A 25987-nucleotide genomic window follows, 5' to 3' on the forward strand; every position below is an offset into this window, starting at 1 on the left:
ATCAGGGTAAGTCGCATAAATTTAGACAACAAAATCACACACAAAACGCAGAGGTTTTAGCATCCTCTACGTTTTCTTTAGTATTTTACCTTTTACATTAAACAAACAGTAATAAAACAAATCCATTCTAAACTTTTATATGCCGATTTTTTTCTTCTTTGCAACAGAAACCTTGATTTAGCAATAAAAAAGACAGACCAAAATTTTGTTATTTGGTCTGTCTTTTCATTATTTATTTCATTGTTGCGTTAAACTGCTGATAGTTTAATAATGTGTACTCCAAAGTATTGTTATATCAATATGGAAAAAGTGGGTTCATCGAAGGTCATTATATTATCTAGAAAGCGTTCATTCTCTTCCAAAGCCATTAGCATAATAGGCTTTTCATTCCTCCATAAAATCAGTAATTAGACTATACAGCTTCTCGGGGTGGGTGAGATTAGCCATATGGTCAGCACCCGGAATTTCTATGATTCTCGCATCTGAGTGCATTCGAAAGTAATTGGCAACTAGAAGGTTATCGGGTGATTCTTCCTTACCGATAATCAATAATGTGTTGACCGTTAATTCTCCTAATCTTTCAATGGCCGGTGGTTGCGGCCAAATTAATTTAACCGGAGGCCATTCAAACATTCGGTTCATATGGTGCCGAAGGATTTGAACCATCAAATCCCGGTGCGGACTCACCGCTACAACACGATTAGATGGGTCACAGAGTAAAAGCTCAATCATCTTATCGATATCGGGGGCAGCTTCATGAACCTTCTTCATTCTCTCTCCAAATTCCTTCGAATAGCTAAACCCAGATAATCCCGGCGCAAGCAAAATTAGTTTAGATACCCTCTCAGGATAATTCAGAGCGAATTCAGTGGCAATTTGGCCGCCCATTGAGTGACCGATGAGCGTTGCCTGATTGATTTCTAGATGATCAAGCAGTGACAACAAATCTTCAACAGGGTTGACATCTTCTATAGGAGACGGTGATTTCCCGGTCCCACGTCCGTCAAAAGCAACGACCTTATAGTGTTTCGCTAAAAGAGGGGCGACAAATGTCCAATTTCGTACATCAGCCCCACCAGTGAGGAGGACCACAGGTTGACCAATACCATTAACTTCGTAATACAAATCCATTGATATTCCCCCACCTAACATAATTTAATATTTTCATTTGAACGTGTGAAAGGATTATGAAAAATAACCATGAAGTTAAGTTTTCACTCACACCTACCCCTACACATATTACATATTTTACCACAAATAAGTATGGTAAATGCTTAATTTTTAGAAAATATACCTTTGTTTCAGCTTGAGCTAAATGTATTCATTTAGCTCATAAACAAGTTCGCCAAAACGGACATTTTTTTAAATAATAATATCGTATTCCATTCGCTTAGCGGTTTCTTGTGCAACTTGAGGACCCACCAATCGTTTCACAATATGAAAAGTCATATTTATACCTGCTGAGATGCCACCTGATGTAATAACATTACCTTCATCTACAAATTTAACATCCCTCTGAACTTCAACTTCTGGAAATTCTTTTTCTAATCTTTCATAGCTTGCCCAATGGGTTGTTGCCATTTTATCCTTAAGTAAACCTGCTTTTGCTAACAGAAGGGCACCCGTACAAACAGAAGTCATTAATTGTACATTTTTCATTTGACTTTCAATCCAGGTTATTACTTTATCATTATTTATTTCTCGTTCCCTAGCACCAGGACCACCAGGAATAACCAATATATCAAATTTTGGCATAGTATCAAAACTGAAATCTGGTTGAACCTTCAATCCATTACGAGCATATATCATTGTTCCTTTTTCTGATACCGTTTTAACTACAAATGGTTTTTGACCATTCTCTAATGCTGCGACAGAAAAAACTTCAAAAGGACCTGCAAAATCCAAAACCTCTACGTCGTTAAACAAAAATATTCCCACTCTCCACTGTTTGGAATTCATAAACGTTCCTCCTTAGTGATTATTTTCTCTTACCTTGTAATTTTATAGAAATTTTACCATATTTGAACATATCCTTATTTAACTAACCTGCCCGTTATCACATTAAAAAAGAGCTGCTTGCAGCAACCCCTGTTCTTCAAGAAAAGCCCCCGTTTAGTTTAAGTGCAATTCTTCACAATCTTTGGTTTTAAAGAAATGTTTATCAAATAATGAATCATTTTACTTTTGCTACTCCTAATGCAAAATGGCTCCAAAGTATATCTTCTACTAATTCAGCTTGTGATTCTTCACAATCAACAATTAAGATTACTTCAGAATGTTTTCCTTTTAAAACTCTTTTCTTTTTCTTTATTACCAATTCCATAAAAAGCCGAATAGCAAATCCCAGAACAAATCCAACAAACGCACCTATCAGTCCACAATAAATTGGTCCCCAAGCTAATTTAAACCCAATACTTGCTCCAATAACTGAAAATGCAGTGCCCATCCCCATTCCAATGTCAATCAGGCTTGTTCCGTCTGAGCGATGAATGGTATCAAAAATTTTACGTTCTTCAGCTCTATTATCCAGAGGGACAGCAAATATACTATTTTTTTTAATCCCTTTTTTTTCTAACGTTGAAATTGCTATTTCTAAAAATCCTGTGGTTTCAAATGTTGAAAATAACTGCACATGTATCACTTCACTTTTTGTCCTTTTAGTATTTTGAAACCATCCGATTGATAATTCTCGGTTAAATGATTCCTTAAATCTTTTTCAAATAGTTTGTTATTCTCAACCGTATTCATATAAGAATCATAAGCTGCAAACCCATAGTGTGAAGGGATAAAAAGAAGCCATTCTGGATTTAAAACCGAAGTTGCTTCCTTTACTTTTCCTAAAAACAAAAGTACAACAGCTTCTTGAACATGAGAATAATAATAAAATACCACTAACCATATGATGACAAAGAAAGCAGTTAAAATCCTATGTATATAAAGCTGCCCTAGCCCAGGGATAAACAACGACCACATAAGGGAAAGAATGGGATTTCGCTTATCTAAGTAGTTAATCTCTAACGCTCCTAATGAAAATGAATTAAAACGGTGTTCCTCTCGCTCGGTTAAAAGATAGACCTTATTCATATCTACTGTTGTCCGGTAACTGTCCCAAATACCGAAAAGGTAAACAGGGATATACATAAGAAGCCATCTTGTATCTAATACCTCTTTTGCCATGTCAATATTCCCCTGAAAGGAATAAACCATGGAAGAATTAACATGTGATTTAATATTAACAACAACTTCCCAAATAAATAATGCATATCCTCTAAGATATTTAGATAATAGCAAATGCCCGAATCCAGGAAACGCAGCGGACCACCATGCAATGATATAAGGATTTCTTAAATGCAATTGGGTTGTTCCTAAAATACTAACATGAGCTTTATACCGTCTGGCAGTATTATCATTTGTATAATTGTTCATCTAATCCACCTTCAGAAACGATTTATAATATATTTCCAATTATGGAATACATTTATCCATTCCTTATTATGCTAACCTGCCCGTTAGTTGAAGTAAGTTCTAGCAAAAAGTAACAAGATACAAAATATTTATATCTTGCGAACTTATGTACGATATGGTAAAAATGATGTACGCCCATTAAGGGTTCATTGTATTTTAAAGGAGTGTTATCAATGAATAAAACAGATCTTGTGAGTCAAGTAGCTCAAGCTTCCGAACTAACACAGAAAGATGCTGGTAAAGCTGTAGATGCAATTTTCAATTCTATTATGCAAGCATTAAAGGATGGAGACAAAGTTCAATTAATCGGTTTCGGTAACTTTGAAGTTCGTGAACGTGCTGCTCGTACGGGACGCAACCCACAGACTGGTGAAGAAATTGAAATCCCAGCTGGCAAAGTACCAGCATTTAAGCCTGGAAAGCAATTAAAGGATGCTGTAGCTGGTAAATAAGTAATCTTACTACATAACAAAAAAAGTGATGGTCTTGAACCATCACTTTTTATTTGGGCTCTACATTGTTAATCTACTAAAGCACCCTTTAGTTGAAGAAACTTATTTTTGTCTTTTACAAACGATTTGAATGGGGTTTCCATCAGGGTCTTGTACCAACCCGACCTTAAATCATTTAAAAAATTATGGGGATGAGATAACCTAGTAGCACCATTTTCAATTAAATACTGGATGGCTGAATCGGTGTCTTCTGTCCATACAACAATTTCGCAACCCCTATTTTGACCAGGGTTTAACCCGTGAATTTCTTTTGCAGATTCTTTAGAGGCTATACCTAACTTGAAACCATCCAATAGTAATTCATAATGAACTGGCTTACCATCAATTTCCGCCACAAAGGTTTGTGTAAAGCCCAGTTTCTGATAAAATCCTTTTGATTTCTCTAAATTATCAACATATAGATTAATTTGTGGAGATTTAAAGTTCATAAACGTCCCCTTCCGTCATTTTTCTGATTTAATTTAAAAATAACAAATGTTGTTACGGTTAATTTGCCTGCCCTTGATTTTTAGCTTTATTTTTGTAGATTATTAGGTTCATTACACTAGTGATGACATGATAGTAATACCGGAAGCCATGACATGCTTACGGTATTACTTTAATTCATAAAAATAGGTTTTAAGTATGTATATAATGTTTTTACATTTTTAACTTATACTCTTTCAAATGCTTGTGGGGGTGATTCCAGCCAACCTTTATCAATTAAGATATTGGCACCATCATCAGCAAATAAGCCAACGTTCAAAAGATTTCTTCCATACAAAAACCCTAAATCTCTTCTTGGACTAACTGCTATTGAGTTTCCATAAGCCCTTATCTTCATGGAGAACATGTCCACTTTGTGAAACAGCATTATTTTATCGGAAAAAGGAGGGAATGTAGATGTTGTAACCAAATGGTCTAAGTATGACGGTGATTGCATGTGTTCCATGTGAAGTTTTCCCTGATACTGCTTCACTGATTTATCAGTCATGTCTAAACCTCTTTTAAACAAAGCCTTGATCTTTTCATCTTGAACTGTCTGATAGAAACCCAATAATAATGCTTTACTTGTCGTGTTATTCTCAGTGTTATCAAAAAGATGAGTAATTTCTAATGCGTTCAATGGTCGAACATCTCCAACAAAACCATTTAAGTAACTTTGTTTTTGAACAAAATCGACTCTTTTTGGCGTTTGTATAGCAGGAGGGTCTACAATCAATTTTTTTTCGGCTAAAACATTATTAATTTGCCCCAAAAAGATGTCAGTGCACATATTACAATGAATAAAAAACTCTCTTACGTCCTCCCTCATCATTAACGGAATTGCTACTCCGTATATACTAAGCCCGGCCTTAGCAGCGTATTTTAAATAATGTACGTAAAATTCATCTTGATATAAACGTGGGGCCTCAAGATTTACATCGTCCTTAGTAAATCCAACAGGTATAGGGAAATTATCTTTTTTAAAAAATCCTTCAATCCTCTGGATAAAATTCTTAGATAAAGCTAATCCATTTTCTAATAATGTCTTAATGTGCTCATCTTTACAATGTTGAAGAAAATAACTTAGAAACTGCATTGACATACTGTTTCCTACATACATAGCCCAAAGTTTTGCTATTTCGACAGATTTTAAAGGTTGACCTTCATCCGATTTTTTTGGACTTAAATTAATTGGTTTCAAGATATCCATTGCGTTTAATTCTTTACCGGCGGTCATAACCAATCCCCTTTTTCCTATTTTCTAATTAGGATTAACGCAGGATAATAATTTAATTCTGATCAACTCTTTTCATCTTCAACGTTCTGCTTCTAAACTTAAATAATAAAAGCCCCTTTACTTTAAGTACAGGATTTCACAATCTTTTTTTACACCTCATTAAACTCAATCCCCCTAAATGTGTTGTACATTCAAAAAGACGCCTTCTTATTTAAGAAAAGCGCCTGACTGTTGAAAAATGAAATATGCGAAAGATCGCTCTGCAAATACGTTCTAATTTATTTGACTAACACACCCGTTTAGCCATCCATAAAGCAGGAAAATCACCCGCTTCACCATAGAGAATGAAAAGGGCTTCACACCGTCAATACTTATAAATCGGCTAGGCGAGGAAGGTCGTTGTACTAGATTGCGTTAGGATCATACTCCACTCCAAGAGGATTGCAACTTTCGTAACAGAACAATTTGGCCGAGATGATACGTATCGTGCATCATGATATTGCTGAGTAAACGCTCAATAGAGTACCTGTTAGCTGCATACGGAGCTTTTAACTTTTCATCGTCAAGGTCCGTAATGACCGTTTTTAATTTATTCATGACTTCATTAAGGCGCTGCACTGTCTGGGCCCACCCAATTTCGTCTTCTGGATCCCCCGGATTTCCAAAGGTTTCTTCATTGTCTTCTGGCTTATGCGGATTCTCTGTGCCCTTAATTCGATGGATCACGTCTTCATTCCAAAATATCAAGTGGTTGACAATCTGCCAAATTGAATTGCTGCCCGGACTTGTCCATGCTGCCTCAGCTGCGTTGACTCCATGAAGCGCCTGATTCATGGATGCAAACCACTCATTCTCATGGCAATGCATGTCGAGTTGTTCTAAAAACAGTTTGGCTATAACTTGCATAAAATCAATCTCCTCACTGTATAGTGTAATCTTCATTTTCGACTGTCGGGCATATAACGAAAAAAACTACCCTCAATGAAATACTCCAATCATTTATTTTGAGAATACCAAAAAACAAGATCACTATGATTTATTCGACTCATCCAGTTTTTATTCCTTTATCATGACAAATAAGATACCCCTTGAGGTTATTAGACAACAGCCTCTCTTCGACCATTCCTTATTTCACATTCATTAACAATTTCTATCTGACCATTATTCATAATCGCCTGCGCGTCATTTCAATAAAAAATTTGCGACTATATCTTAGGTATAAGATAGAACAAAGGCACAACTAGCTAAGAACCACTAGTTGTGCCTTTTTGCGCGCAAAACTTCCGATTGCCCCCGTAATGAACCGTCCCTGTGGTGTTTCTCGTTACTACTTTTAGTATTAGTATTCAACTGTAACTGAAGTAGCGGCAGGAGCACTGGTACCTGCATCATTTGATGCTGTAACAGAAATAACATAAGTTTGACCTGGTTTAGGCTTACTTAACGTTGCATGGGTTTCTGAGATGGGTCTCAATCTATACGTACGGCCATTCACAGTAAACCAAACGGTAAATTTGACATTTTGAGTAATGGCATTATTGTTGTCCCAACTAATAACAATATTATTAGAGTTTTTATCAAAGTAAGCTTGCAAATTGGATGGACTATTTGGCATTTCTGTTTTTTCTTCAACTGTTATCGAAACAGATGCTGGATCACTTTTTATCTCTTCAGAAATGGCAACGATTGTAAGTGTATATGATTTTCCTTTCTCCGGGCTTTGAAGTACTGCTTGGCTTTCTTTTGTGGATGTTAGTTTTGTTGTATTTCCATCCACTGTATATGAAACATCAAAGGTTGTTTCTGAACTGGTTTCAGAAGCATAATTCCATGATAATTGAATGCTATCTGAAGCTTCATCATATTTCGCCTGAGCATTGGTTGGTTTATCAATCTTAGGTGTTGGTGGCTTTTCTCCGCCTTGTACATAGTATTCCTTGCCTAATTTCCCAACACTGCTTGGTTGTATAAATCCTTCCGTGCTGGTAGCTGCTCGTGACATAATCTCTTTAAACACTAATTTAGAGAAGTGCTCGGTTTTGCCTCCTAAATAGTCATCTGAAGAAGTAGTTTCTGTGTAGCCTGTCCAAACAGCACCTGTATACTGCGGTGTATATCCTACAAACCATGCATCTCTTGTCGCATTATTAGGTAAACCGTATTTTTCTATTGCTGATTGATCGAAGCTGGTTGTTCCTGTTTTTCCAGCTATATCAAGACTACTAACATTTGCCATGGTTCCTGTACCTGAATCCACCACTGTACGTAGCATATCTGTGATGAGGAAGGCAGTAGAGTCTTCCATTACTTTCTTTTTACTTGAAGCTAAGTTCTTTTCCGTTCCATCGGGATAAATTATTTTGGAAACAGTAAATGGTTCTGCATAGTAACCTCCATTCCCGAAAGCTGCATAAGCTCCAGCCATATTTAAAGGAGATGCTGCATCAATGGCGCCTATTGCATTCGATTCATTTGCTTTTTGAGATTCTGTAATAGGAAAACCAAGGCTATTGGCAAAATTAGTGGCATAGTCTGCTCCAACTTCCTGATATGTTTTTAATGCAGGAATATTACGTGACCAGGCCAGATGATCTCTAATCGTTTTATCTCCTGCATAAGTATGACTTGCATTTCGAATAGGGGTTCCATTTGAGTATTGATACTTCTCATCTTTTATTATGTGTCCAGTTGACCATTTGAATTTTTCAATGGCTGGGCCGTAGTCAAGAATTGGTTTAATCGTAGAACCAGGATGACGTTTAATCCTTGTTGCATAGTTAAATTTGCCGGTTTGATAATTTCTTCCTCCGCCAATGGCTTTAATGGCTCCCGTCTGGGTCTCGGCAATGATAACAGCTGTTTGCAGCTTATCATTACCTGGAAAATTGATATAATCATTTGTTGAAAGAACATCTTCCGTTACTTGCTGGATTTTTGGGTCAATGGTTGTATAAATTTCTAAGCCATCTTCAAAAATATTCCCACCGGTTTTTTCTTGTACTTCTGAAATGGCCGTATCAACAAAGGCTTGATATTTATTTGATGCCGCTTGTTGAATATTTAATGTATCTTCAATTGGTGTACTTTGTGCTTTCTCCATTTCTGATTTGGAAATATATCCATGTCTATTCATATAATAAAGAACCATATTTCTGCGTTTTTCTGCTGCATCAAGATTACTTTCAACAGTAGGTGTATAGTTATTGGGACTTTGTGGAATTCCGGCAAGGAGTGCAGCTTGTTCCAGTGTTAATTTATTTAACTCATCGGGACCAAGACCGAAGAACCTTTCGGCCGCTTTTGCAACGCCATATACATCATTGCCATATAAATTCTTGTTAAAATACATTTCTAGAATTTGATCCTTAGAGAACTTTTTTTCTAATTGAATGGCTAAATACCATTCCTGCACTTTTCTTGTAGGGGTTTTTTCAATTGATAAAAAAGAATTTTTCACAACTTGCTGTGTAATCGTACTGCCGCCTTGAGAAGAACCAGTTGTAATATTCGTCCAAACAGCAACAAGAGTACGTTTAACATCAATTCCATGATGCTGATAAAAACGGGCATCCTCTGTGGCCAAAACAGCATTTTTTAAGACATCAGGTATTTGCTTAATATTAATTTCATTCCGTTTCTCCTTACCGATTTCGGCAATGACGGTTTTCCCATCACTAGCAAAAAATTTGGAAGATAAAGGATCCTTTAATAGCGTTTCGTCAAACTTAGGAGCGTCTTTAATGATCCAGTAAAAAGCGCCCACTCCAAACAAGAACAGTACAATTCCTAGTGTAAGACAAATGTATAAGAATTTTTTCCAAAATCCTCTTCTTGGCCTCTTGTTCTCATCCTGTTTTGAAGAACTTTGTTGTTGTTCTTGTATGTTTTTTCTCCGCTCAGTCCGAGACCAATCATTTTCTGTCATGTTTCTTTCTCCTACCTTTCAAGACCATGGACAAGACTGGCCCGATTTGAACGAGGCGAACCGTTCCTGTGGTGTTTTTAAAATAAAAGTTGCTATCATCCAAGAACTTTCAATGGGTGAGAAAACCATATAAAAATTAGCAGAAACCTTTTGATATATCTTTACTAGTTTTTACCAAGCATTTGAAGGTCTTAGAAAATGCAGGGTTAGTTTCCTTCAGAAAAGCGGGAAGGTATAAGTATTATTATTTCCATCCCGACACTATTTATGGGGTTGCCAGCTGGCTAAATTAATGAAAGTCATTATGGGAGAGTCGATTTCAAGTATGGAAAAATATTTATTAAATGAAGAGGCAACCGGAGGAAATAATAATGATTATAATGGAACTGCGGCACATCTTTGTTCCTGGGCAGCTCTCGTATCTAGACATAATGAAAGTGCTGGAAAAGGAAACAAAAGAGCAGCTATTGTAGTTGCACATGTCGATTTTGCGGATCGCATATTACCTTTTAACAAGAAAAGAAATGTATGTAGACTTAGGCGAAGATTACTTTGATAAAAAAAAGACAGGTATCTATTGTACGCCATTCGGTTCGAAGACTAGAAAACTTAGGCTATACGGTTACAATAACAGAAGCTTCTTAATCCATTAAACAAGTATATAAACACCAAGGATCAGACGCTCTCCCCTTTTAAAAAGATGAATTTAAGTATTGCCATTTTTCGAATTTCACAGAAGTTAATTTCCTGGTAGTAAAAGAAGAAAAAGCTGCCATTACGGCAACTTTTTCGAAACCGGGACCTGTGCTGGTCTATTATCCGTACATAGATTTTACTTGGCGGCTAATCTTGTCGCAGCCTTCAGCTTGCAACCTTTCAATTTGCACTTCCAAATCCTGTCCTAAAGTGCTTACTTTGGCAGTCTCCTTCTTAAATTAAAGCTACCCGTTAGTTTAAGTACACAATCCTTCACAAATTTTTGCCTTTATACTCTTTGGTGTTGATTAGTATCCTGATACAAATATGGTCGACCCAATAATTATTTCTAGTTTATGGAAAACCCCATCTACTTGGATATAAATCCATACTGATTTGTTGTACAAGCATAAGATAAATAGAATCTTATAATAAAGGAGGACAAGTATGAACGTATTTGCCACGCTTATCTCATTCACTCCGAGCACTGGCACACTAACCTATAGCGTTAATGGCGTCACACAGACTTCGAGAGTCGTGTCGGCGACTGTCCCGCACCGTGCAGCACTAGAACGGTTCGCCCCCACTGACCCAATCCGCCCAATCGTTACACGCTGGAACACACTAATTTCGACTGTAAAAGGACCAATTACATTTGGTTCAACGACATCTGACGTCCTAGACACATTCGCCTCGATTACAGCCGACTTAGCAGCTAATGACGCAAAAGTGCAGATTCATCTGAAACCGAATAGCGATACCGTAGCCTCTATCCGCCCCATTCCATTTCTTCCACCGCATCCGATATAATCAATTTATTAACGCAAGGCTAGAGTGGCTAATAATTAGCCACTTTTTTAATTCCTTATTAAAGAAAGGTCCTCATAGTAAAAAATAGGAATGTAGATTCTACTCTCCTACATTCCCAAAATATTAACTAGACCTTTATTAAGGTTGTGTAATATTAGCCGTAACGCAACTTGCTTGGAAGTGGTCGTTAATTGTGAGGATTCCGTGGACTGTTAATGGTACTCTAATTACTAGATTTTTAGTAGTAAAATCAAACTCCGTTTCAAGATTACAAACTCCACACTCAACTGAAGAATCTACCAGTGCCCCAGTGCTTACATTGTAGATAATTGTTAAGCACACTGGTTGCTGTAAATCAGAACGAATACAAGGCATTAAATTTGCACTCCTTTCTTATTTAGTCATTAATAAGAAATGCAATTTGGACAAGTTTTGTAACGGCAGATTATGAAATAGCATTAAAAATAGTTTTAAACCTAGCAAATATGAGTATCTATAGTGGTTGTTTTATTGAGGTAGTCTAAGGAGATGTTCAGTAAACGGTGACTTTTCTTACTTACACTATTCTGCCCATTTTGCACAATAAGAAGTTTCTCTTTTGTTACAGAATATAATCTGTACTATCTGCGTTTGTCCTCGTTTATAACGATACTATAAGAAATATTGAGTTTATCCCAAACTCAAGCCTGGAAAATTTTATCTATTTCTATCTTTAGTCCTTCCTCATCCAAATCCTCATCAATACCTAATTCTTTAAAAGTAAATGTTTCTGTCGCCTCTGTATCTTCATATTTTGTACTACTGAATGAAAAAGTGACTGTCTCCTATTTAAACCTGCATAAATTCTCCTTTAATTACAGTTTACAGTATTCCTTCTTATTGCACTAACCTGCCACGATAGTTCAAGTACAACATTTCACAATCTTTCTTGTGTAAAAAAAAAGGCGACCTTCTTGAAGGATCGCCCACGTTTAAGATAGATCCCAAATCGGGACCCTTTATCAGATTTGATGAAACGTTTTAATCCATCAAACGAGCCATTCACTCAGGAATTGTATTCCATAAGTTAATAAGTCTTATTAGGTCAATAGTTTCTGAGCCACTATATACCCCGATCCACCATTTACTCCATGTCCAGGCCAAGTTGCGGCCCCGAGCATATACACATTTGGAATTGCTGTCTGATGACCCGGCTGCCCTGGTAGTGGTCTCAAAAGATAACTCTGCCCTAAATCATGTGCACCACCATACGGATCCCCCGGGCCAGCATTTGGGTTATACTTAGCAATTGTGTCTGGTGTGACCACGTATTTTCCAATGACTGCGCTTGGGATGTTTGGTATATGCTTGCTGACCACGTTTAACACGCGTTCTGTAAAACGCTCTGTCAAATCATGTGACCATGTCCCATTCCCCACATCGATGAGATTTGCGGCATCCCCGTTTGGCCTTATCGGTACTTCCAGTACTTGAATACGCATGATGGCCTTTCCTGACGGTGCCCTTGTTGGATCAAGATTGGTCGAACAGTCTACGGTAAAGGTCGGATTTGACGGAAGCAGATTAGCTGCGCCTTGGGCAATAGCTAAGGTAAATCCGTCTAGCCCATCTGTTAGATGTGGCTGACCGACACGGTTAAACCGCTTATCCGGCCAGTTTGGCGGCTCACTCAGAGCTAAATGAATTTGTACACATCCTCTGCCGTATCGATAATGTTTTGCTTGCGCGCGCAGTGGTGGTGATATTTCGGTATCGGCTAATAGCGAGAGATACAGCTGGTCAGGTGTAGTTGAGGCCACGACCGCCTGTTTGGCACGGTATTTTTTCCCCTTTGAGGTCCTTACGCCAACTGCTCTACCATTTTCCACTAAAATCCGCTCGACCTGAATCTCTGTAAGAATCTCCCCGCCTTGATCCGTGATCAGCTGAGCTAATGCCTGCGCTAACTTCTCGCTGCCGCCCTCCGGTATTGGCATTCCACCGCCCATCAATGCCATCACGGTGAGCGGCACCCAAATTCCACTTCCCACCTCATCCGGTGTGCGGCCAAGGTGAGTAACCCAGGAAGCAAGCATCGCCCTCGTGACAGGTGACTGAAGCGAACTAACCGTATTACGAGCCGTTGAAACGAGCGATGCTGCAAATGGTGAATAACCCACGCCGCCCTTTTGATGAAGTAAACGCTGGAGGATAGGTGCAGCTTCTGGACTGGAAAGATCCATGTTAAATAACCCAAAAACATCGTTTACATAAGGATTCAACTGTTCAAACATGCCTGCCAGCGCTGTGCCGTCACCAGGGGCCAACCGTTCTACCTCAGCGATGAGCTCCTCAAAGGAAGAAGGAAGAACCGCTGTTCGTCCGTCTTCGATCGAAACGCCAGTCGGCAGGTCTGTATTTAAATAGCAAAGCCCGCGTGCTTCTAAGTCCTCTCTTAACTCTGCGTACGCTGGTCCGGTTGTAAAGAGCGGATGAGCAGCAGCATAGACATCATGTTTGAAACCTGGCAGTGTCAGCTCTTCTGTGCGCAAAAATCCTCCTGGACGGTCATTTTTCTCTAATACTAATACACTTCTTCCAGCCCGTGTTAAATAGGCAGCCGTTATCAACGCATTATGGCCGCTTCCAATAATAATGACATCAAATTGATCCATCATATCTCTCCTTTTACGATATCTACGTAAAAGGATATTATGGTTTTTAGATAATAAGCACTAATTCTAGGACATTAATAAAAAATATTTTAGGACGTATCTACCATTAAGGAAGGCCCTTTTAAAAGTTTTAAAATCTTAACTATTTGTATCGAAATCTTGGGATAATCGTTTTGTAAAACCCGAAGAGCAAAACGGTAATAAATTATTTCCAACTGCTGAAGAACTGCTAATTTAAATTTTTATTATCTGATTGTAGGACAATCGGAAGTTTTACGCGTAAAAGGTGAGCTCCAAAATAGTGTAGAAAAAAGCTTCCCATTATAATGATGTTTAGGATGCAGGTTATTCTGCAAGAGAGAAGGACTATTAGATGCTATTTTATGTCATTGCAATCCTGGTTATTGTGCTGGACCAGCTTTCTAAATATCTAATTCGGGCCCACATTGATATTAATGAAGCATTTACATTGTGGGGAATACACCTCACACATATCGAAAATAGCGGGATGGCAGGAGGCTTATTTCAAGGCAATGCACGGCTCTTCGGAATTGTGGCTGTGTTGTTCGTAATAGGTGTTTTATATTTTCGCAGAACCGGAGAAATGAATGGGACTCTCATCGATTGTAGCTTTGGATTCCTTGTCGGAGGAGCAATCGGAAATGGCATTGATAGACTTTTGTTTGGGCAGGTGACAGATTTTATCATTCGCTCTGGCGGAATTCTTAACTTGGCCGACCATGCGATTGAGATGGGGGTGTTCCTGCTTATTATTTATGGGGTCGTTAGATGGTTAAAAAAGAAGAACTAGATTCTCCTGCAAATGCTTTGGCCATTAAACAAACACAAAAGGCATACTTCCCCATTTTTTATTTTGGTTTTCTTCAATCCTTTCCAATTACATTATTATTATGGCAAACACTTTCAGTAAAATTAGTTCAGATGGCCACTTTGAAAAGAAAGAGCTAAATGGAGAAGGTTTGTTTTAAAATGTCGAACTTTTATTTAGCACATTCACTTCTTAATAAAGTACAATCAAAAGGTATTTACATTATAAAGAGGTGATAAAATGAAAAAAGTAAAACGAGTTTTGTTCTTATCTTTTTTTGTAAGTGCATTATCTGCTACTCCTGCGTTTGCTGCACACGAACATTTCTTAGTTACTCCAGGTCAAACTGTATGTGACATTGGTAGCGGGCAAACATCAATTGATGATCCAAATCACGGCGGATACCATCAATTTCACGAACATGTACATCTTGGTACACCAGGTACATTTGCATTCAAGCAGGGAGGACAAGTGAGCGTATTTAAAGGAACTTGCCCTGAAAATTAAGTTCTTAAGGCACTTTCAACTGAAAGTGTCTTTTCCATTGGATTGTAATCTTTGTCGGTAAGATACAAAATCAGAGATAGGTGAATCTGGTTATTGTTAAGTGTTAGCTAGGCAACAGAAAAAGGGGAATGTAAACCTGAAATCGAAATATTAAAAAAAGAGGTGACACAAATGAATGTAGATACGTTGGAAGAATTGCTTTTGGGAGACGACGGGCTGCTCATTTCTCTTCGATTGGGATATGGTTTAAAGACTGAAAAAGTTGTTCAAATTATTGACGTTCTTCATTACCTTTCGGAAGAATGGTCCGAATCTGACTATATTCCAAAGAAAGCTGCGAATATGTTCGCTGACTTCTACGTTGCAGCTTATTCATCACTTGGTCTATATAATGAAGAAGTACAGATCAAGATTGAGGATGCAGTAGATAAGATTATGGACGCGATTAGAAGATGTGTGGATGTACCGGGTTTTTAATTTAGGCTCTGTTATTATTAATTGTTAATTTTCGTGTAGATATTAGAATTATAGGCGGAGAATTTCCGGCTAATGTATATAAGGGAGGCTTAAAAAGCAGATATAAACGGAGATATTCCGATTAACTGCTCAAAATAAGACAAAATACAATGATTTGGATAATATAAACGGAAAAACTTCCTTTATTTTTAGGGAAATATGGGTATTTCCCAATTTAAACGGAAATTTTCCGCTTATTTTTCAAACACAGTATAACTCAACATTCAGTTATAACAGAGCCTTAATTTAAGAAACTCTCCGTTAATGAACTATGGCGAGCTTTTGCTTATTTATAACCCAACTACAATATCAATTTTGGTCCTCAAAAATGATATCGACAATCTTATTAATATGAATTTCCGCTGTATTTAAGGGATGGATTGTTAAATCCTCATTCTTGATTAACATAGGGAGTTCTGTGCAGCCCAATATGATGCCTTGAATACCGTTTTGATTTATCATTTCAGCGATGATCGTTAAAAAACCTTCTTTTGTTTCCTTGTTGACAATGCCATTTTCCAATTCCTCAACAATTTTTCTATGAATATATTCCTGTTCCGTTTGATTCGGCACAACAATCTCTATGTTATGAGAAATAAAAGGTTTTTGGAAAAAATCATTCTCCATCGTAAACTTTGTTCCGATCAGACCAAGCTTTTCTAAACTCAATTCCCGTGCTTTTAAACATGTTTCTTCTACAATGCTGATCATCGGAACTTGGACTTTTTGCTGAATTTGGTCAAAAACAATATGTGGTGTGTTTCCACACATGACCACAAAATCCGCCCCAACACTCTCTAATTTTTGAACCGCATCGGTTAAGTAATGAATGACCTCTTCTGTCTGTCCATTCATTAGCAATCGAAACATCTTGTACATATTAATGCTGTTAATAAAGAGTTCCGGTAATTCTTCTTTACTCCCTATCTTCTCTTGAAATTTAGAAATGATCGATTGGTAATAATCCACCGTTGCTTCTGGTCCGATACCACCGATAATTCCAACCTTTCTCATCCTATCCGTCCCCTATCAGGTGTTAACTATTTAGTTTATGTTAAGTTGATTTTTCATTAGAGTCAATTTTTTGTGATGCATAGGGACGGTTCTCTTGCCTCATTTTGCAGAGCCGTTTCAGGTTCCAATGATGTGGTACATGGGCTGAAAACGACTGAAATGATGCACAAGAACCGTCCCCATGCATCGTGAGAAAAGTGAGAAAAGTGAGAAGTTGAGAAATTAAATAGAATTTGAGATTTAATGGCTGCGATGAGAAAAATGAGAAATTTCTTGTAATGATATTACTGGTAAATTTTTTTAAACATGGATAGGATCAGCACATTCTCCTTTTTTTAAGTTGGCACGAAATTTGCATTATTAAAGTGTAAATGTATTTAAAAAGGAGATGAATGTATGGAGTTAGGTTTATTTTTAATGCCGTCACATCCACCGGAAAGAAGTTTATATGATGCAACGCAATGGGATTTAGAGATGATTCAGTATGCTGATACTCTTGGTTATCAAGAGGCTTGGATTGGAGAGCATTTTACTGCACCATGGGAGCCTATCCCAGCTCCGGATTTAATGATTGCTCAAGCTTTAACGTCAACTAAACAGATTAAACTTGCACCGGGTGCTCATTTACTGCCATACCATCACCCTGTTGAGCTTGCTCATAGAGTGGCGTATCTTGATCATCTCTCACAAGGGCGTTTAATGCTGGGAGTTGGAGCGGGAGGCCTGCTGACAGATAGTGAAACCTTTGGTGTTGATGCTGCAATTGGCGAGAATCGAACCATGATGGCAGAAGCTTTAGAAATCATGCTGAAACTTTGGAATGAGAAAGAGCCTTTCCAATTTGAAGGAGCTTATTGGAAGGCAAATAAAATTGAAGGCAATCCATTTGCAAGCTACCATATTTATCCTTATCAACAGCCACACCCGCCAATTGGTGTTACCGGATTAAGTCCTGGCTCGGAAACGTTAAAAACCGCTGGTGAAAAAGGATTTATTCCAATGAGCCTTGGAGCTAACAATGAATATATAGCCGGTCATTGGAAATCTGTTGAAGAAGGTGCAAAAAGAAGCGGCAGAACTCCATCGAGATCTGACTGGAGGATCACACGTGATGTGTTTGTAGCAGATACGGATGAGGAAGCAATTGAAGGATCCCTAAATTCAATGATGGGAAGACAGCATCGCGAATATTGGATTCCCCTTTTCCGAAGTCTTCGTGCAGTATCTGTATTCAAGCATGAAGAATCTGTTGATGAATCACAAATTACTCCTGAATATGTTGCTAAACACAATTGGTTTGTTGGCTCTCCAGAAACTGTGGCAAACAAAATAGTCAATCTTTATGAAACGGTTGGCGGATTTGGGGCCTTACTCGTAACAGGCTATGATTATTGCGAGACACCCGATATTTGGAAAAAATCAATGAGATTACTTCAAGAAGAGGTTATGCCAAGAGTGAACCACAAAATAGCTAAAGTTCGTATATAGGCAATACCTTTAACTCTTTTTTTAAAAAAATAACCGATACACGAAGGGGATAGGCTCCCCTATTCATGAGTAAACTCTGTACACAAAAAGAAAAGGGCCAGATTGGCCCTTTCCTTTTTGAATCGTCTTATCACCAAAAACAATCTGTATTGACTTTGGCTATGAAACATATTTTTCATTAGATATTAAACTTTTTCATTTTACGGTAAAACGTACTTAAAGGCATTCCAATTAACGAGGCTGCTTCTCTTATATTGCCCTTCGTACTCTGAAGAGCTTTTATCATGTTTTCTTTTTGAAGCTTATGATTGTTTGAAAAGAATCCCCCCTCTACATTATTGGTTGACTCTGCTTTAGGTTCTATCCATGTGCTGGGATTGTCATTGCTTTCTTTAATATAAGAAGGCAAGTGTGAAAGCTTCAAAGATTTCCCTTCAGATAAGATCATCATTTTTTCCAAGACATTAAATAATTCCCGGATATTCCCGGGCCAGGAATACGCCGTCAATTTATCCATAATAGTTGAAGAGATAGTAAGATTTATATTTTTAGTCTTAAAAAAATACTTCACCAGCTCAGGTATATCCTGTTTCCTTTCACGCAAAGGTGGTATTTTAAGATCAAATACATGGATACGATAGTACAAATCTTGTCTAAATTCACCACGCCTAACTAGTTCTTCTAAATTTTTATTGGTCGCTGTGATAATTCTTATATCAACAGGTATAGGCTTTTCCGCACCAATTGGTAATACTTCTTTCTCTTGAAGGACTCTTAATAAGGCTACCTGCATTGAATAAGGCATTTCTCCAATTTCATCTAAAAATATTGTTCCTCTATTGGCCTGAACAAATTTTCCTTCGTACCCTTTTTTTCTAGCCCCTGTAAATGCACCTTCGACATAACCAAATAATTCACTTTCTAATAATTCCTTTGGAATAGCTCCACAATTAACGGCAACAAAGGGCTTATCTTTTCTGTCACTATTTAGATGAATCGACTTAGCTGCCACTTCTTTCCCTGTTCCGCTTTCTCCATAAATAGAAACCGTAACATTGGATTTTGCCGCTTTTTTCATCTCACTTAGAATCTTTCTAAAAGCGATACTACTTCCTTGTTCTCCTATAAATGTAAAGTTTTCTACTGCAGAAAAGTAATTATTAGAATTCCCATTTACATGCTTCACAAAATGTTTGAATCCAATTAATCGATGATCCCCTGAGTAAAGAGGCTGCTTAGTTAAAATTTTCATTCCAAAATCTTTCAGGTTTTTCACTTCAAGATCATTAGGGTTATTACCATCTCTTATGATTTTCATGATTGAATCACTTGCGGTAACAAAATAACCATTTATATCCGAGATCATCATTTGTTCATTGCCCTTTTGTTTAAACTGCAGAAATTGTTCTACCAGGGTGATCCGATCTCTTTGCTCCTGCAGTTTCCACTCAGATTCAATGGCATATGCTGTCGATACAGTGAGACTATAAATATCGAATTCGTAATAAGGATGGTTCTTAGATATATCCAGAACCCCAATTAACTCACCACGTGAGTTTTTAATCGGTGCAGCTGAACAAGTCCAGTTTTGCGATAGGCGTGAATAGTGTTCTTTCCCGACGACATGAATGGGTTCCTCTATTGCCAGTGCAGTTCCAATGGCATTCGTCCCGACTTCCTTTTCGGTCCACTTTACACCCTCAATTAGGTTTAATTGGTTACAGATCGGATCGATTATACTATCTCTTATAACCTTTAAAACATAACCGTTAGCATCAGTAAGTATAATAATTCTAGATTTATCTTTGATGGACCTCCATAACGATTGAATATAAGGAGTGGCTATTTTTAATAACGTTTCATTTTCTGATACTTTACTGAAATATTCGTCACCGAACAACACTGTCTTGCCTTTGACTAAGAAGGGATCTACGTTACTCTCTTTACATCTGTACCAAGATTCAAGAATTCGTTTAGAAATTCTGCTCGAATCCAATACATCTTCTTTAACAAATCTCTCCCAAGTGCGATTCAAAAGAATAGTATGATCCATCTTAAGCTCCCCTCCCCCTTTCCAAGCGGAAAACAATTACCATTTAATTTTGACAACGCTTACAACGGACGGAAAATAAATTGGAATAGTAAAAACCAATGTTATAGGGTGCATTTTTTCTAACTTCTATTAAAGTGAAATTAGCTTATGTATCATGTTAATAAAAAGCTTTACCGCTAAATAATACTGTCTCTTTTACTTTATCAAGATACAGTTGTCTGGTAAAGTGAATTTTCATAATTATCTGTATTTAATATTAGGAGATTCATTTATCGGATGCGTGGGGACGGTTCTCTTGCATCAATTTGCGAATGCCCGTTTTTGTTCCATGCTTGGGTACATGAGGATAACAACAAATGAAATGATACAAAAAAGCCGTTGCAATGGTAATATACATACGTTAATACCCAAGTTCAATAAATAAAGAAAATAAGGCTTACAGTTGTGAATTTATGTACGCTATGTTACAACTAAGGTACGTTCCATACTGATTGTATAAAGGAGTGTTTATAGAAATGAATAAAACAGAATTAGTTAATCAAGTAGCTACATCCGCAGAACTTACACAAAAAGAAGCATCCAAAGCAGTAGATGCCATTTTTAATACCGTTTTAGAAGCATTGAAAAATGGCGACAACGTTCAATTGATTGGATTCGGTAGCTTTGAGGTTCGTGAACGGGCTGCGCGTACAGGGCGAAACCCACAAACTGGAGAAGAAATTCAGATAGCTGCTGGAAAAGTTCCTGCCTTCAAGCCAGGTAAAGCGTTAAAAGATGCAGTTAAATGAGTTTCATTTTATAAGCCACTCTCATTAAATTAGGATAATCCATAATTATATGCTACACTTGGTTTACCATTTGATTTACTGTTTTCATGTCCCCTACTCCTTTACGAGTGGGGGTTCTTTGTTTTACAGGAAAAAAGAAAAGCAGACCCCCCATAAAAGAGCCTGCCTTCCTTGTTTTGTAAAATTAAGCAGTTTTACGTACGTTTGAAGCTTGAGGTCCACGTTGACCTTGCTCCACATCAAAAGTCACTGCTTGACCTTCTTCTAAAGTTTTGTAACCTTCGCCTTGAATCGCTGAGAAATGAACGAATACATCTTCTCCACCTTGACGTTCGATGAATCCGAAGCCTTTTTCGCCATTAAACCATTTTACTTTACCTTGTTCCATTTGTATTGCCTCCTAGTGTGTAAACACACACAATGTAATACTATCCTTGCTCTCAGTGATCATCAAGATGAAAAGTTACAAATCCTTTACACCGAACAAAAATAATTCTTTTAAATCATAACATTTTTTGTAAGAAGTGGCAAGATACAGAAAAACCCATTAAGCTCACTATTTCATTATGATAATCATTGCCGGATATTTTGTATCAGGATTCACTCCATATTCTGTGTGCTCGCATACAGCAAGAGGAACAGCAGTCCCAACACGTAAATAATTTACAATCGTTATCACTCCAGGTTCTGTTAATAATGTCCGATGTTTCAATTCATCTATTAACCGTAATTCCCGTACCTAATCAAAGCAATATCAAATGGTTTTTCGTCTTTAGCAGCTCTCAGTTCCTCCGATGTTATTAACACAAATTCGCCCGTTTTAATTTTCAGTAATGAACGTGACTCTTCAAACTGTATTTCCATTTCCTCAATGATATCTTTTAGTTTGATTTGTATACACATTATTTGATCACCTTTTTAATTTTTAACAAATGCACCCGTTAGCAATCCATGCAGCTTAAAGAAGAAGTATCAATATATTAGGCATTATTTTTAATAAGGATTTGGTTGTGAATATGATGTTCCATATGTTTAAGATAATCTATTACGAGCCACTCTAATGTTTTTTCTTGATTATTTCCTATATCACAAAGATTTGATAATCTCTCTTTTGGAATATTCGATATAATATTTATGATTTGCTTATTTAATGCTAAAAAAAGGTCTACTATCTCATCAAGTGGTCTTTCTTGATAATTCTGAAGTATTACCCATTCGTCTTGATTATAGGATTGGATAACAAATGGTTGTTCTTTGTACTGAATCTTTATAAACCTATTCATATTATTTATTGCAGAGTCGCATAGATGTCCTAAAATCTCTTTTTTGGACCATTTATTTGTTAATGGGCGATTTGATATTTCTGTTTCTGACATTGAGTTATATACCTTCGGTAATGTTTGTATCCAGTGGTTTATTGCATTAATTATATCCTCCACACGCCTTCACCCCTTCAATATGTATTAAAAAACAATATTCGTCTAAAAACATTAATATCCCTTCTTAAACTTCCACAATATTCACAGTATAAACGACTATCGAAGAAAGATTGTGCCTGTGTCACCACCCGAATCTTGTCGAGGAGAATTCGACAAATTGTGGGTAGTTGTGGGTAGTGACAGGCACAAACTTAGTATAGACTAGAGGGCCAACTATTGGAGTGTATACAAGGAGTATCCATTAATCTGCAGCCCAACTTGAATAATCTGTTCTATGTAGGGAAAATAAACAATATATATAGCCAATGGAAAGGAGTAGTGGGATGACATATTTCTACATCAGAAGGCTTTTATACATTGACATCGAAGTTACACTTTCAAAGGAGAGTGTGGAAACCCTTAGCAATGGGGTAAAGGTATTCTGTACTACTTTAAAAAGATCTAGACCAATCAATGCTGGTAAATAATAACTAAAATTCCTAAAATATCTTGTAAAATCAAAATTACTTTTGTAAAATATGAGCCAAATAAGGGGGGCGGTGCTTATTTGGCTTGGAAAGAGAGGTTTAAAAAATTTGGCGTACCTGGCTTAATTTTATTTCTATTAATCACGTTATTTTCTTTCTACTTTATGTCGAATAACGCCGAAATATTGAAGGATCTCCACAGAAAAATGTCGATTCTCCTTACTGCAGATTTTTTAAAGTATCGTACAAAAAATAGCCCTTTACTGCAGGCCTTACAATTTATTCTTTTAATTTTTATTTATGGTTTATTTACCGTGGGTTTCGTAAATGCTGTTTTAATAGTGAAAAAGGTCATTTTTCAAAAGCCTTCCGCACTGATTGCCTGTACCATTCATGATTACGATTCCTATTTAAATCTTGAGGACAAGTTAGGGGATGTATTGACAGCACTTGATCAGCACTCTCCTCTTAGAGTCATCGACGAGAAAGTGACGATCTTCATGATTAGTCATCAGACAGAGATCCAGCGGATTTTCGGTCTTAAAGAACGGCAAATTGAATTTGTTTGGTACTTCGAAGGAAAAGACAACGACGTCGAACTAGTTTACTTAAACCCACCGGCTGACATGGACGGAGTAGCAAAATTGCTGAACTCTTCATTAGACATGCCTTACGTTCGGGTAAAAGAACCTGCGGTCAATAGCAGAATGGAATTGTGGGAAAGTCCCATTAAACAGTTTATTACGGTTCGAAATTACGGGAATTTGAAATTAGGTTTAGGTGTATTTATACTAAAAGATAATATCTTTACTGCTGAAAACTTGAAGGAATTTACCTACTACACATCGAAAATGATTTTATTAGGAACGAATAGCCGATTTTTGCGGCATATCAGAAGGAAAAAGAATATAGGAAACTAGGAGAAAAGGATTTATGGAAGAACCAGTTCAAGCAAAAACCTTTGGTTCATGCACCATTAAACGAAATGGTTCCATTGTTAAAGGGACCAGAGGTAATAGGATTGCCAAACTTGGCAATCCTAAGAGTAATAAGAGCACAAAAGAACATAAAAAAGAGGCAAGAGATCATGCCTAAAAAGAAAAACAGCACTAATGAACGTGCTGTTTTTCCTATTTGAACTATTTAAATACAGCTGGCAGAGAAAAATTCACCTGAAGACATTATTTATTTCCTAATCCATTGTTCCGCCATTTCCGGAAAATCAATGAACGGATTCCGGTTCCCTTGCAGCTCAAAGATAGCCAAGTTCCGGTGTTTTTCGTAAAGAGACACGGGGAACTGCATATGCCAATCCATTAATACCTGCAGATTAACAAGATTATTACTTATGATCCCTGGATACCGGGTTAAAAAATAAAAGGTAGCTCTTGCAACAATTCCCTTGCCATATTCAGGTTCAAACTTCCCTTCATCGGCCATTCCGCAGCCTTCCTTCAATCCTAAAGCATAGCTTTTCGGGACATAGTCGGGAAAATCATCATAAGGATTGTTTCCTCGGCGGCTGTTACATGCAGGATCACAGGCAAATAAATGGTGCAAATCCCCCTTCATTGGCTCATGCTTATGAAACCATGACTGCGGAACGACATGCTCACAATTCAATGTGATTTCATCAGCTAAACTTGTCATACTGCCGCTTGATATGGTTTCTAGAATATGAATATCCTCCTCAATAACAGTAAGAGGATCCATCTCCTTCCCTGAATAGATGCTTTTGAGTTTGCCATTCTCATGAAGATCCACCCATGGATAAACATATCGATGTGGAGCGTAATTAAGCTTATTCCTGTGTGTCGTTTCTATTAATTGATGGATACTGTCTTTTTCAAGTGAAGTATTTTTATAATAGTTTTGCTGGATTTCTATATCTTTTTGTTCCTCATAGTAGCTGTGGTTATTGCTGTATTCCAAATAGGCTGACTTTGCTGCCTCCCGTTCTGTCGTCAACAGTTCGAGACTGTTTCTCATAATTTCACTTCTTCAGGAACGACTTGATTATTTAAGATTTCCGATAATTGGTCGGTTACCGTTAAATAGACGATTCCATTGCCTTCAAGCTTTGGCGAATTTCCTAATGGTACCGTTCTTTTAATTAATTGAGCATAAAGTTCGGGCTCTGTAAGCTTCCGTTCAAAGCTTTTATTGGCAAGGTTTTTTACCAGCGCCATCGCTCCGGATACATGTGGTGTGGCCATTGAAGTTCCGCTTAAAACGGCATATTTTCCATTTAAATAGGTTGATAGAATTTTCTCCCCGGGAGCCACTAAGTCTACTTCATTATTGGAATTGGAGAACCTTGAAGGGCTTCTCGCCAAATCAACGGCCCCCACGCTAATTACTTCATTATATGAACCCGGATAATCGAATTCATCTGTTGAAGCATTGCCGTCACCCCCGTTTCCTGCGGCACAAACCACAAGAATGTTATTGGCAACCGCTTCTTGTATCGCTTCATGCAGTTCAGAGACATCCTCCGGGCCGCCAAGCGACATGGAGATAATATCTGCCTTTTGTTCGATGGCATAATAAATCCCATTAATAATCCATTCATATTGTCCTGAACCATTCTTGTCCAGTACCTTGATAATAAGTAGATTTGCTTCAGGAGCTACACCTACAACCCCGCTATTATTTTGTATAGCGGCAATTGTCCCGGCAACATGGGTGCCATGTCCATTGTAATCCCGATAGACATCAGGGTTTCCGTTATCATCATTCGTGAAGTTTCTTCCGCCGGCAATTCGTTCTTTTAAGTCCGGATGGGTTAAATCACAGCCGGTGTCCAAAATGGCAACTGTTATTCCTTCTCCCTTTGTTTGGTTCCAGGTTTTCGGCGCTTGGATCATTTCGATCCCTTTGGGAATTTCGTTGACTTTTTCTACTTGTTCTACCACTTCAAACGGAATCACTTGTACTTTTCGCTCCATTTTCTTCCCTCCTATAGGATTAAATTGAAGCCAACCCGTGATGTTGTTAATAGTTTAACAATTGCGACTTTATTTTAATAGATACTTTTGGAGTGTTTTCGGTTGAGCCCTTATGCTTTATCTCAGTTTTGATGACTACTATGGCAGTTGTTCATAAGTAGTTTAATAGTATAT

At 37.5% G+C, this 25987-nt stretch carries 28 protein-coding genes; 11 read left to right on the forward strand and 17 right to left on the reverse strand.

Features of this window, described 5'->3' with window-relative positions; genetic code table 11:
- Positions 1-384 precede the first annotated feature (384 nt).
- The 4 genes from KHB02_RS05060 to KHB02_RS05075 all read right to left on the reverse strand — a co-directional run bounded on the left by KHB02_RS05060 (position 385) and on the right by KHB02_RS05075 (position 3426).
- Positions 385-1131, reverse strand: a complete 747-nt coding sequence (locus tag KHB02_RS05060) for an alpha/beta fold hydrolase (protein ID WP_213146202.1) — start codon at positions 1129-1131, stop codon at positions 385-387.
- Positions 1132-1362: 231 nt separating this feature from the next.
- Complete coding sequence (locus KHB02_RS05065; protein ID WP_213146201.1) at positions 1363-1959, reverse strand: DJ-1/PfpI family protein; 597 nt, start codon at positions 1957-1959, stop codon at positions 1363-1365.
- Positions 1960-2173: 214 nt separating this feature from the next.
- On the reverse strand, positions 2174-2632 hold the full coding sequence (locus tag KHB02_RS05070; RefSeq protein ID WP_213146730.1) for a hypothetical protein: 459 nt from the start codon (positions 2630-2632) through the stop codon (positions 2174-2176).
- 5 nt (positions 2633-2637) lie between these two features.
- Positions 2638-3426, reverse strand: a complete 789-nt coding sequence (locus tag KHB02_RS05075) for a hypothetical protein (protein ID WP_213146200.1) — start codon at positions 3424-3426, stop codon at positions 2638-2640.
- Between the two features lie 212 nt (positions 3427-3638).
- Between KHB02_RS05075 and KHB02_RS05080 the strand changes: the two genes are divergently transcribed.
- Entirely contained in the window at positions 3639-3917 is a 279-nt protein-coding gene (locus KHB02_RS05080) for an HU family DNA-binding protein (protein WP_213146199.1), read from the forward strand.
- A 68-nt stretch (positions 3918-3985) separates the two neighbouring features.
- Here the strand turns inward: KHB02_RS05080 and KHB02_RS05085 are convergent, their stop codons facing one another.
- The 4 genes from KHB02_RS05085 to KHB02_RS05100 form a co-directional block, all read right to left on the reverse strand.
- A complete protein-coding gene (locus KHB02_RS05085) occupies positions 3986-4405 on the reverse strand; it encodes a VOC family protein (protein WP_213146198.1) in 420 nt (139 codons plus the stop codon).
- A gap of 224 nt (positions 4406-4629) precedes the next feature.
- Positions 4630-5679, reverse strand: coding sequence for a DUF3231 family protein (locus KHB02_RS05090; protein ID WP_241113727.1), 1050 nt, complete (start codon positions 5677-5679; stop codon positions 4630-4632).
- 420 nt (positions 5680-6099) lie between these two features.
- A complete protein-coding gene (locus KHB02_RS05095; RefSeq protein WP_213146197.1) occupies positions 6100-6585 on the reverse strand; it encodes a DinB family protein in 486 nt (161 codons plus the stop codon).
- Between the two features lie 433 nt (positions 6586-7018).
- Entirely contained in the window at positions 7019-9604 is a 2586-nt protein-coding gene (locus KHB02_RS05100; protein ID WP_213146196.1) for a penicillin-binding protein 1A, read from the reverse strand.
- Between the two features lie 325 nt (positions 9605-9929).
- On the opposite strand from KHB02_RS05100, the gene KHB02_RS05105 reads away from it, so the two are divergent.
- Together KHB02_RS05105 and KHB02_RS05110 are read left to right on the forward strand one after the other, a co-directional pair.
- On the forward strand, positions 9930-10160 hold the full coding sequence (locus KHB02_RS05105; RefSeq protein WP_241113728.1) for a hypothetical protein: 231 nt from the start codon (positions 9930-9932) through the stop codon (positions 10158-10160).
- Positions 10161-10747: 587 nt separating this feature from the next.
- Positions 10748-11110 (forward strand): hypothetical protein, encoded by a 363-nt coding sequence (locus tag KHB02_RS05110; RefSeq protein ID WP_241113729.1) that lies wholly within the window; start codon positions 10748-10750, stop codon positions 11108-11110.
- 1079 nt (positions 11111-12189) lie between these two features.
- Here KHB02_RS05110 and KHB02_RS05115 read toward each other — a convergent pair.
- On the reverse strand, positions 12190-13767 hold the full coding sequence (locus KHB02_RS05115; RefSeq protein WP_213146194.1) for a phytoene desaturase family protein: 1578 nt from the start codon (positions 13765-13767) through the stop codon (positions 12190-12192).
- Between the two features lie 370 nt (positions 13768-14137).
- Here KHB02_RS05115 and lspA point away from each other — a divergent pair, with 370 nt between their 5' ends.
- From lspA to KHB02_RS05135, 4 genes are all read left to right on the forward strand, one after another.
- Positions 14138-14575 carry a signal peptidase II gene (lspA, locus tag KHB02_RS05120; RefSeq protein WP_213146193.1) on the forward strand — a complete coding sequence of 146 codons (438 nt, stop codon included), beginning with the start codon at positions 14138-14140 and terminating at the stop codon, positions 14573-14575.
- Positions 14554-14733: a hypothetical protein gene (locus KHB02_RS05125; protein WP_213146192.1), complete on the forward strand. Its 180-nt coding sequence runs from the start codon at positions 14554-14556 to the stop codon at positions 14731-14733. The genes lspA and KHB02_RS05125 overlap by 22 nt, the downstream gene beginning before the upstream one ends.
- Positions 14734-14833: 100 nt before the next feature.
- Complete coding sequence (locus KHB02_RS05130) at positions 14834-15100, forward strand: hypothetical protein (RefSeq protein WP_213146191.1); 267 nt, start codon at positions 14834-14836, stop codon at positions 15098-15100.
- Between the two features lie 171 nt (positions 15101-15271).
- Complete coding sequence (locus KHB02_RS05135) at positions 15272-15577, forward strand: hypothetical protein (protein WP_213146190.1); 306 nt, start codon at positions 15272-15274, stop codon at positions 15575-15577.
- A gap of 348 nt (positions 15578-15925) precedes the next feature.
- Here KHB02_RS05135 and KHB02_RS05140 read toward each other — a convergent pair whose 3' ends face one another.
- A complete protein-coding gene (locus KHB02_RS05140) occupies positions 15926-16630 on the reverse strand; it encodes an aspartate/glutamate racemase family protein (protein ID WP_213146189.1) in 705 nt (234 codons plus the stop codon).
- 396 nt (positions 16631-17026) lie between these two features.
- Between KHB02_RS05140 and KHB02_RS05145 the strand changes: the two genes are divergently transcribed.
- Positions 17027-18118, forward strand: coding sequence for an LLM class flavin-dependent oxidoreductase (locus KHB02_RS05145; RefSeq protein ID WP_213146188.1), 1092 nt, complete (start codon positions 17027-17029; stop codon positions 18116-18118).
- A 178-nt stretch (positions 18119-18296) separates the two neighbouring features.
- On the opposite strand, the gene KHB02_RS05150 is transcribed toward KHB02_RS05145, so the two are convergent.
- Positions 18297-20171 (reverse strand): sigma-54-dependent Fis family transcriptional regulator, encoded by a 1875-nt coding sequence (locus tag KHB02_RS05150; RefSeq protein ID WP_213146187.1) that lies wholly within the window; start codon positions 20169-20171, stop codon positions 18297-18299.
- Between the two features lie 515 nt (positions 20172-20686).
- Between KHB02_RS05150 and KHB02_RS05155 the strand changes: the two genes are divergently transcribed.
- The gene (locus KHB02_RS05155; RefSeq protein ID WP_213146186.1) at positions 20687-20959 is read left to right on the forward strand and encodes an HU family DNA-binding protein; all 273 of its coding nucleotides are present in this window, start codon (positions 20687-20689) and stop codon (positions 20957-20959) included.
- Positions 20960-21143: 184 nt separating this feature from the next.
- On the opposite strand, the gene KHB02_RS05160 is transcribed toward KHB02_RS05155, so the two are convergent.
- From KHB02_RS05160 to KHB02_RS05175, 4 genes are all read right to left on the reverse strand, one after another.
- Entirely contained in the window at positions 21144-21347 is a 204-nt protein-coding gene (locus tag KHB02_RS05160; RefSeq protein ID WP_213146185.1) for a cold-shock protein, read from the reverse strand.
- Between the two features lie 168 nt (positions 21348-21515).
- Positions 21516-21671: a hypothetical protein gene (locus tag KHB02_RS05165; protein WP_241113730.1), complete on the reverse strand. Its 156-nt coding sequence runs from the start codon at positions 21669-21671 to the stop codon at positions 21516-21518.
- Between the two features lie 8 nt (positions 21672-21679).
- Entirely contained in the window at positions 21680-21862 is a 183-nt protein-coding gene (locus KHB02_RS05170) for a hypothetical protein (RefSeq protein WP_213146184.1), read from the reverse strand.
- A gap of 77 nt (positions 21863-21939) precedes the next feature.
- The gene (locus KHB02_RS05175; protein WP_213146183.1) at positions 21940-22398 is read right to left on the reverse strand and encodes a DinB family protein; all 459 of its coding nucleotides are present in this window, start codon (positions 22396-22398) and stop codon (positions 21940-21942) included.
- A gap of 547 nt (positions 22399-22945) precedes the next feature.
- Between KHB02_RS05175 and KHB02_RS05180 the strand changes: the two genes are divergently transcribed.
- A complete protein-coding gene (locus KHB02_RS05180; protein WP_213146182.1) occupies positions 22946-23785 on the forward strand; it encodes a hypothetical protein in 840 nt (279 codons plus the stop codon).
- Positions 23786-23798: 13 nt separating this feature from the next.
- A complete protein-coding gene (locus KHB02_RS05185) occupies positions 23799-23960 on the forward strand; it encodes a hypothetical protein (RefSeq protein ID WP_213146181.1) in 162 nt (53 codons plus the stop codon).
- Positions 23961-24050: 90 nt separating this feature from the next.
- On the opposite strand, the gene KHB02_RS05190 is transcribed toward KHB02_RS05185, so the two are convergent.
- Complete coding sequence (locus tag KHB02_RS05190) at positions 24051-24854, reverse strand: endonuclease I family protein (protein ID WP_213146180.1); 804 nt, start codon at positions 24852-24854, stop codon at positions 24051-24053.
- Positions 24851-25813, reverse strand: coding sequence for a S8 family peptidase (locus KHB02_RS05195; protein ID WP_213146179.1), 963 nt, complete (start codon positions 25811-25813; stop codon positions 24851-24853). The genes KHB02_RS05190 and KHB02_RS05195 overlap by 4 nt, the downstream gene beginning before the upstream one ends.
- Between the last annotated feature and the right edge of the window lie 174 nt (positions 25814-25987).

This window comes from Neobacillus citreus, assembly GCF_018343545.2.
Lineage (GTDB): Bacteria > Bacillota > Bacilli > Bacillales > Cytobacillaceae > Neobacillus > Neobacillus citreus.

What these genes read in the sequence shown, in the direction of transcription:
- KHB02_RS05140 (WP_213146189.1), bottom strand. Translation starts at nt 16,630, where the DNA reads ATGAGAAAGGTTGGAATTATCGGTGGTATCGGACCAGAAGCAACGGTG.
- KHB02_RS05100 (WP_213146196.1), bottom strand. Translation starts at nt 9,604, where the DNA reads ATGACAGAAAATGATTGGTCTCGGACTGAGCGGAGAAAAAACATACAA.
- lspA (WP_213146193.1), top strand. Translation starts at nt 14,138, where the DNA reads ATGCTATTTTATGTCATTGCAATCCTGGTTATTGTGCTGGACCAGCTT.
- KHB02_RS05115 (WP_213146194.1), bottom strand. Translation starts at nt 13,767, where the DNA reads ATGATGGATCAATTTGATGTCATTATTATTGGAAGCGGCCATAATGCG.
- KHB02_RS05130 (WP_213146191.1), top strand. Translation starts at nt 14,834, where the DNA reads ATGAAAAAAGTAAAACGAGTTTTGTTCTTATCTTTTTTTGTAAGTGCA.
- KHB02_RS05170 (WP_213146184.1), bottom strand. Translation starts at nt 21,862, where the DNA reads ATGTGTATACAAATCAAACTAAAAGATATCATTGAGGAAATGGAAATA.
- KHB02_RS05160 (WP_213146185.1), bottom strand. Translation starts at nt 21,347, where the DNA reads ATGGAACAAGGTAAAGTAAAATGGTTTAATGGCGAAAAAGGCTTCGGA.
- KHB02_RS05105 (WP_241113728.1), top strand. Translation starts at nt 9,930, where the DNA reads ATGGAAAAATATTTATTAAATGAAGAGGCAACCGGAGGAAATAATAAT.
- KHB02_RS05085 (WP_213146198.1), bottom strand. Translation starts at nt 4,405, where the DNA reads ATGAACTTTAAATCTCCACAAATTAATCTATATGTTGATAATTTAGAG.
- KHB02_RS05075 (WP_213146200.1), bottom strand. Translation starts at nt 3,426, where the DNA reads ATGAACAATTATACAAATGATAATACTGCCAGACGGTATAAAGCTCAT.
- KHB02_RS05110 (WP_241113729.1), top strand. Translation starts at nt 10,748, where the DNA reads ATGAACGTATTTGCCACGCTTATCTCATTCACTCCGAGCACTGGCACA.
- KHB02_RS05155 (WP_213146186.1), top strand. Translation starts at nt 20,687, where the DNA reads ATGAATAAAACAGAATTAGTTAATCAAGTAGCTACATCCGCAGAACTT.
- KHB02_RS05095 (WP_213146197.1), bottom strand. Translation starts at nt 6,585, where the DNA reads ATGCAAGTTATAGCCAAACTGTTTTTAGAACAACTCGACATGCATTGC.
- KHB02_RS05195 (WP_213146179.1), bottom strand. Translation starts at nt 25,813, where the DNA reads ATGGAGCGAAAAGTACAAGTGATTCCGTTTGAAGTGGTAGAACAAGTA.
- KHB02_RS05080 (WP_213146199.1), top strand. Translation starts at nt 3,639, where the DNA reads ATGAATAAAACAGATCTTGTGAGTCAAGTAGCTCAAGCTTCCGAACTA.
- KHB02_RS05185 (WP_213146181.1), top strand. Translation starts at nt 23,799, where the DNA reads ATGGAAGAACCAGTTCAAGCAAAAACCTTTGGTTCATGCACCATTAAA.
- KHB02_RS05145 (WP_213146188.1), top strand. Translation starts at nt 17,027, where the DNA reads ATGGAGTTAGGTTTATTTTTAATGCCGTCACATCCACCGGAAAGAAGT.
- KHB02_RS05125 (WP_213146192.1), top strand. Translation starts at nt 14,554, where the DNA reads ATGGTTAAAAAAGAAGAACTAGATTCTCCTGCAAATGCTTTGGCCATT.
- KHB02_RS05190 (WP_213146180.1), bottom strand. Translation starts at nt 24,854, where the DNA reads ATGAGAAACAGTCTCGAACTGTTGACGACAGAACGGGAGGCAGCAAAG.
- KHB02_RS05060 (WP_213146202.1), bottom strand. Translation starts at nt 1,131, where the DNA reads ATGGATTTGTATTACGAAGTTAATGGTATTGGTCAACCTGTGGTCCTC.
- KHB02_RS05135 (WP_213146190.1), top strand. Translation starts at nt 15,272, where the DNA reads ATGAATGTAGATACGTTGGAAGAATTGCTTTTGGGAGACGACGGGCTG.
- KHB02_RS05065 (WP_213146201.1), bottom strand. Translation starts at nt 1,959, where the DNA reads ATGAATTCCAAACAGTGGAGAGTGGGAATATTTTTGTTTAACGACGTA.
- KHB02_RS05090 (WP_241113727.1), bottom strand. Translation starts at nt 5,679, where the DNA reads ATGACCGCCGGTAAAGAATTAAACGCAATGGATATCTTGAAACCAATT.
- KHB02_RS05150 (WP_213146187.1), bottom strand. Translation starts at nt 20,171, where the DNA reads ATGGATCATACTATTCTTTTGAATCGCACTTGGGAGAGATTTGTTAAA.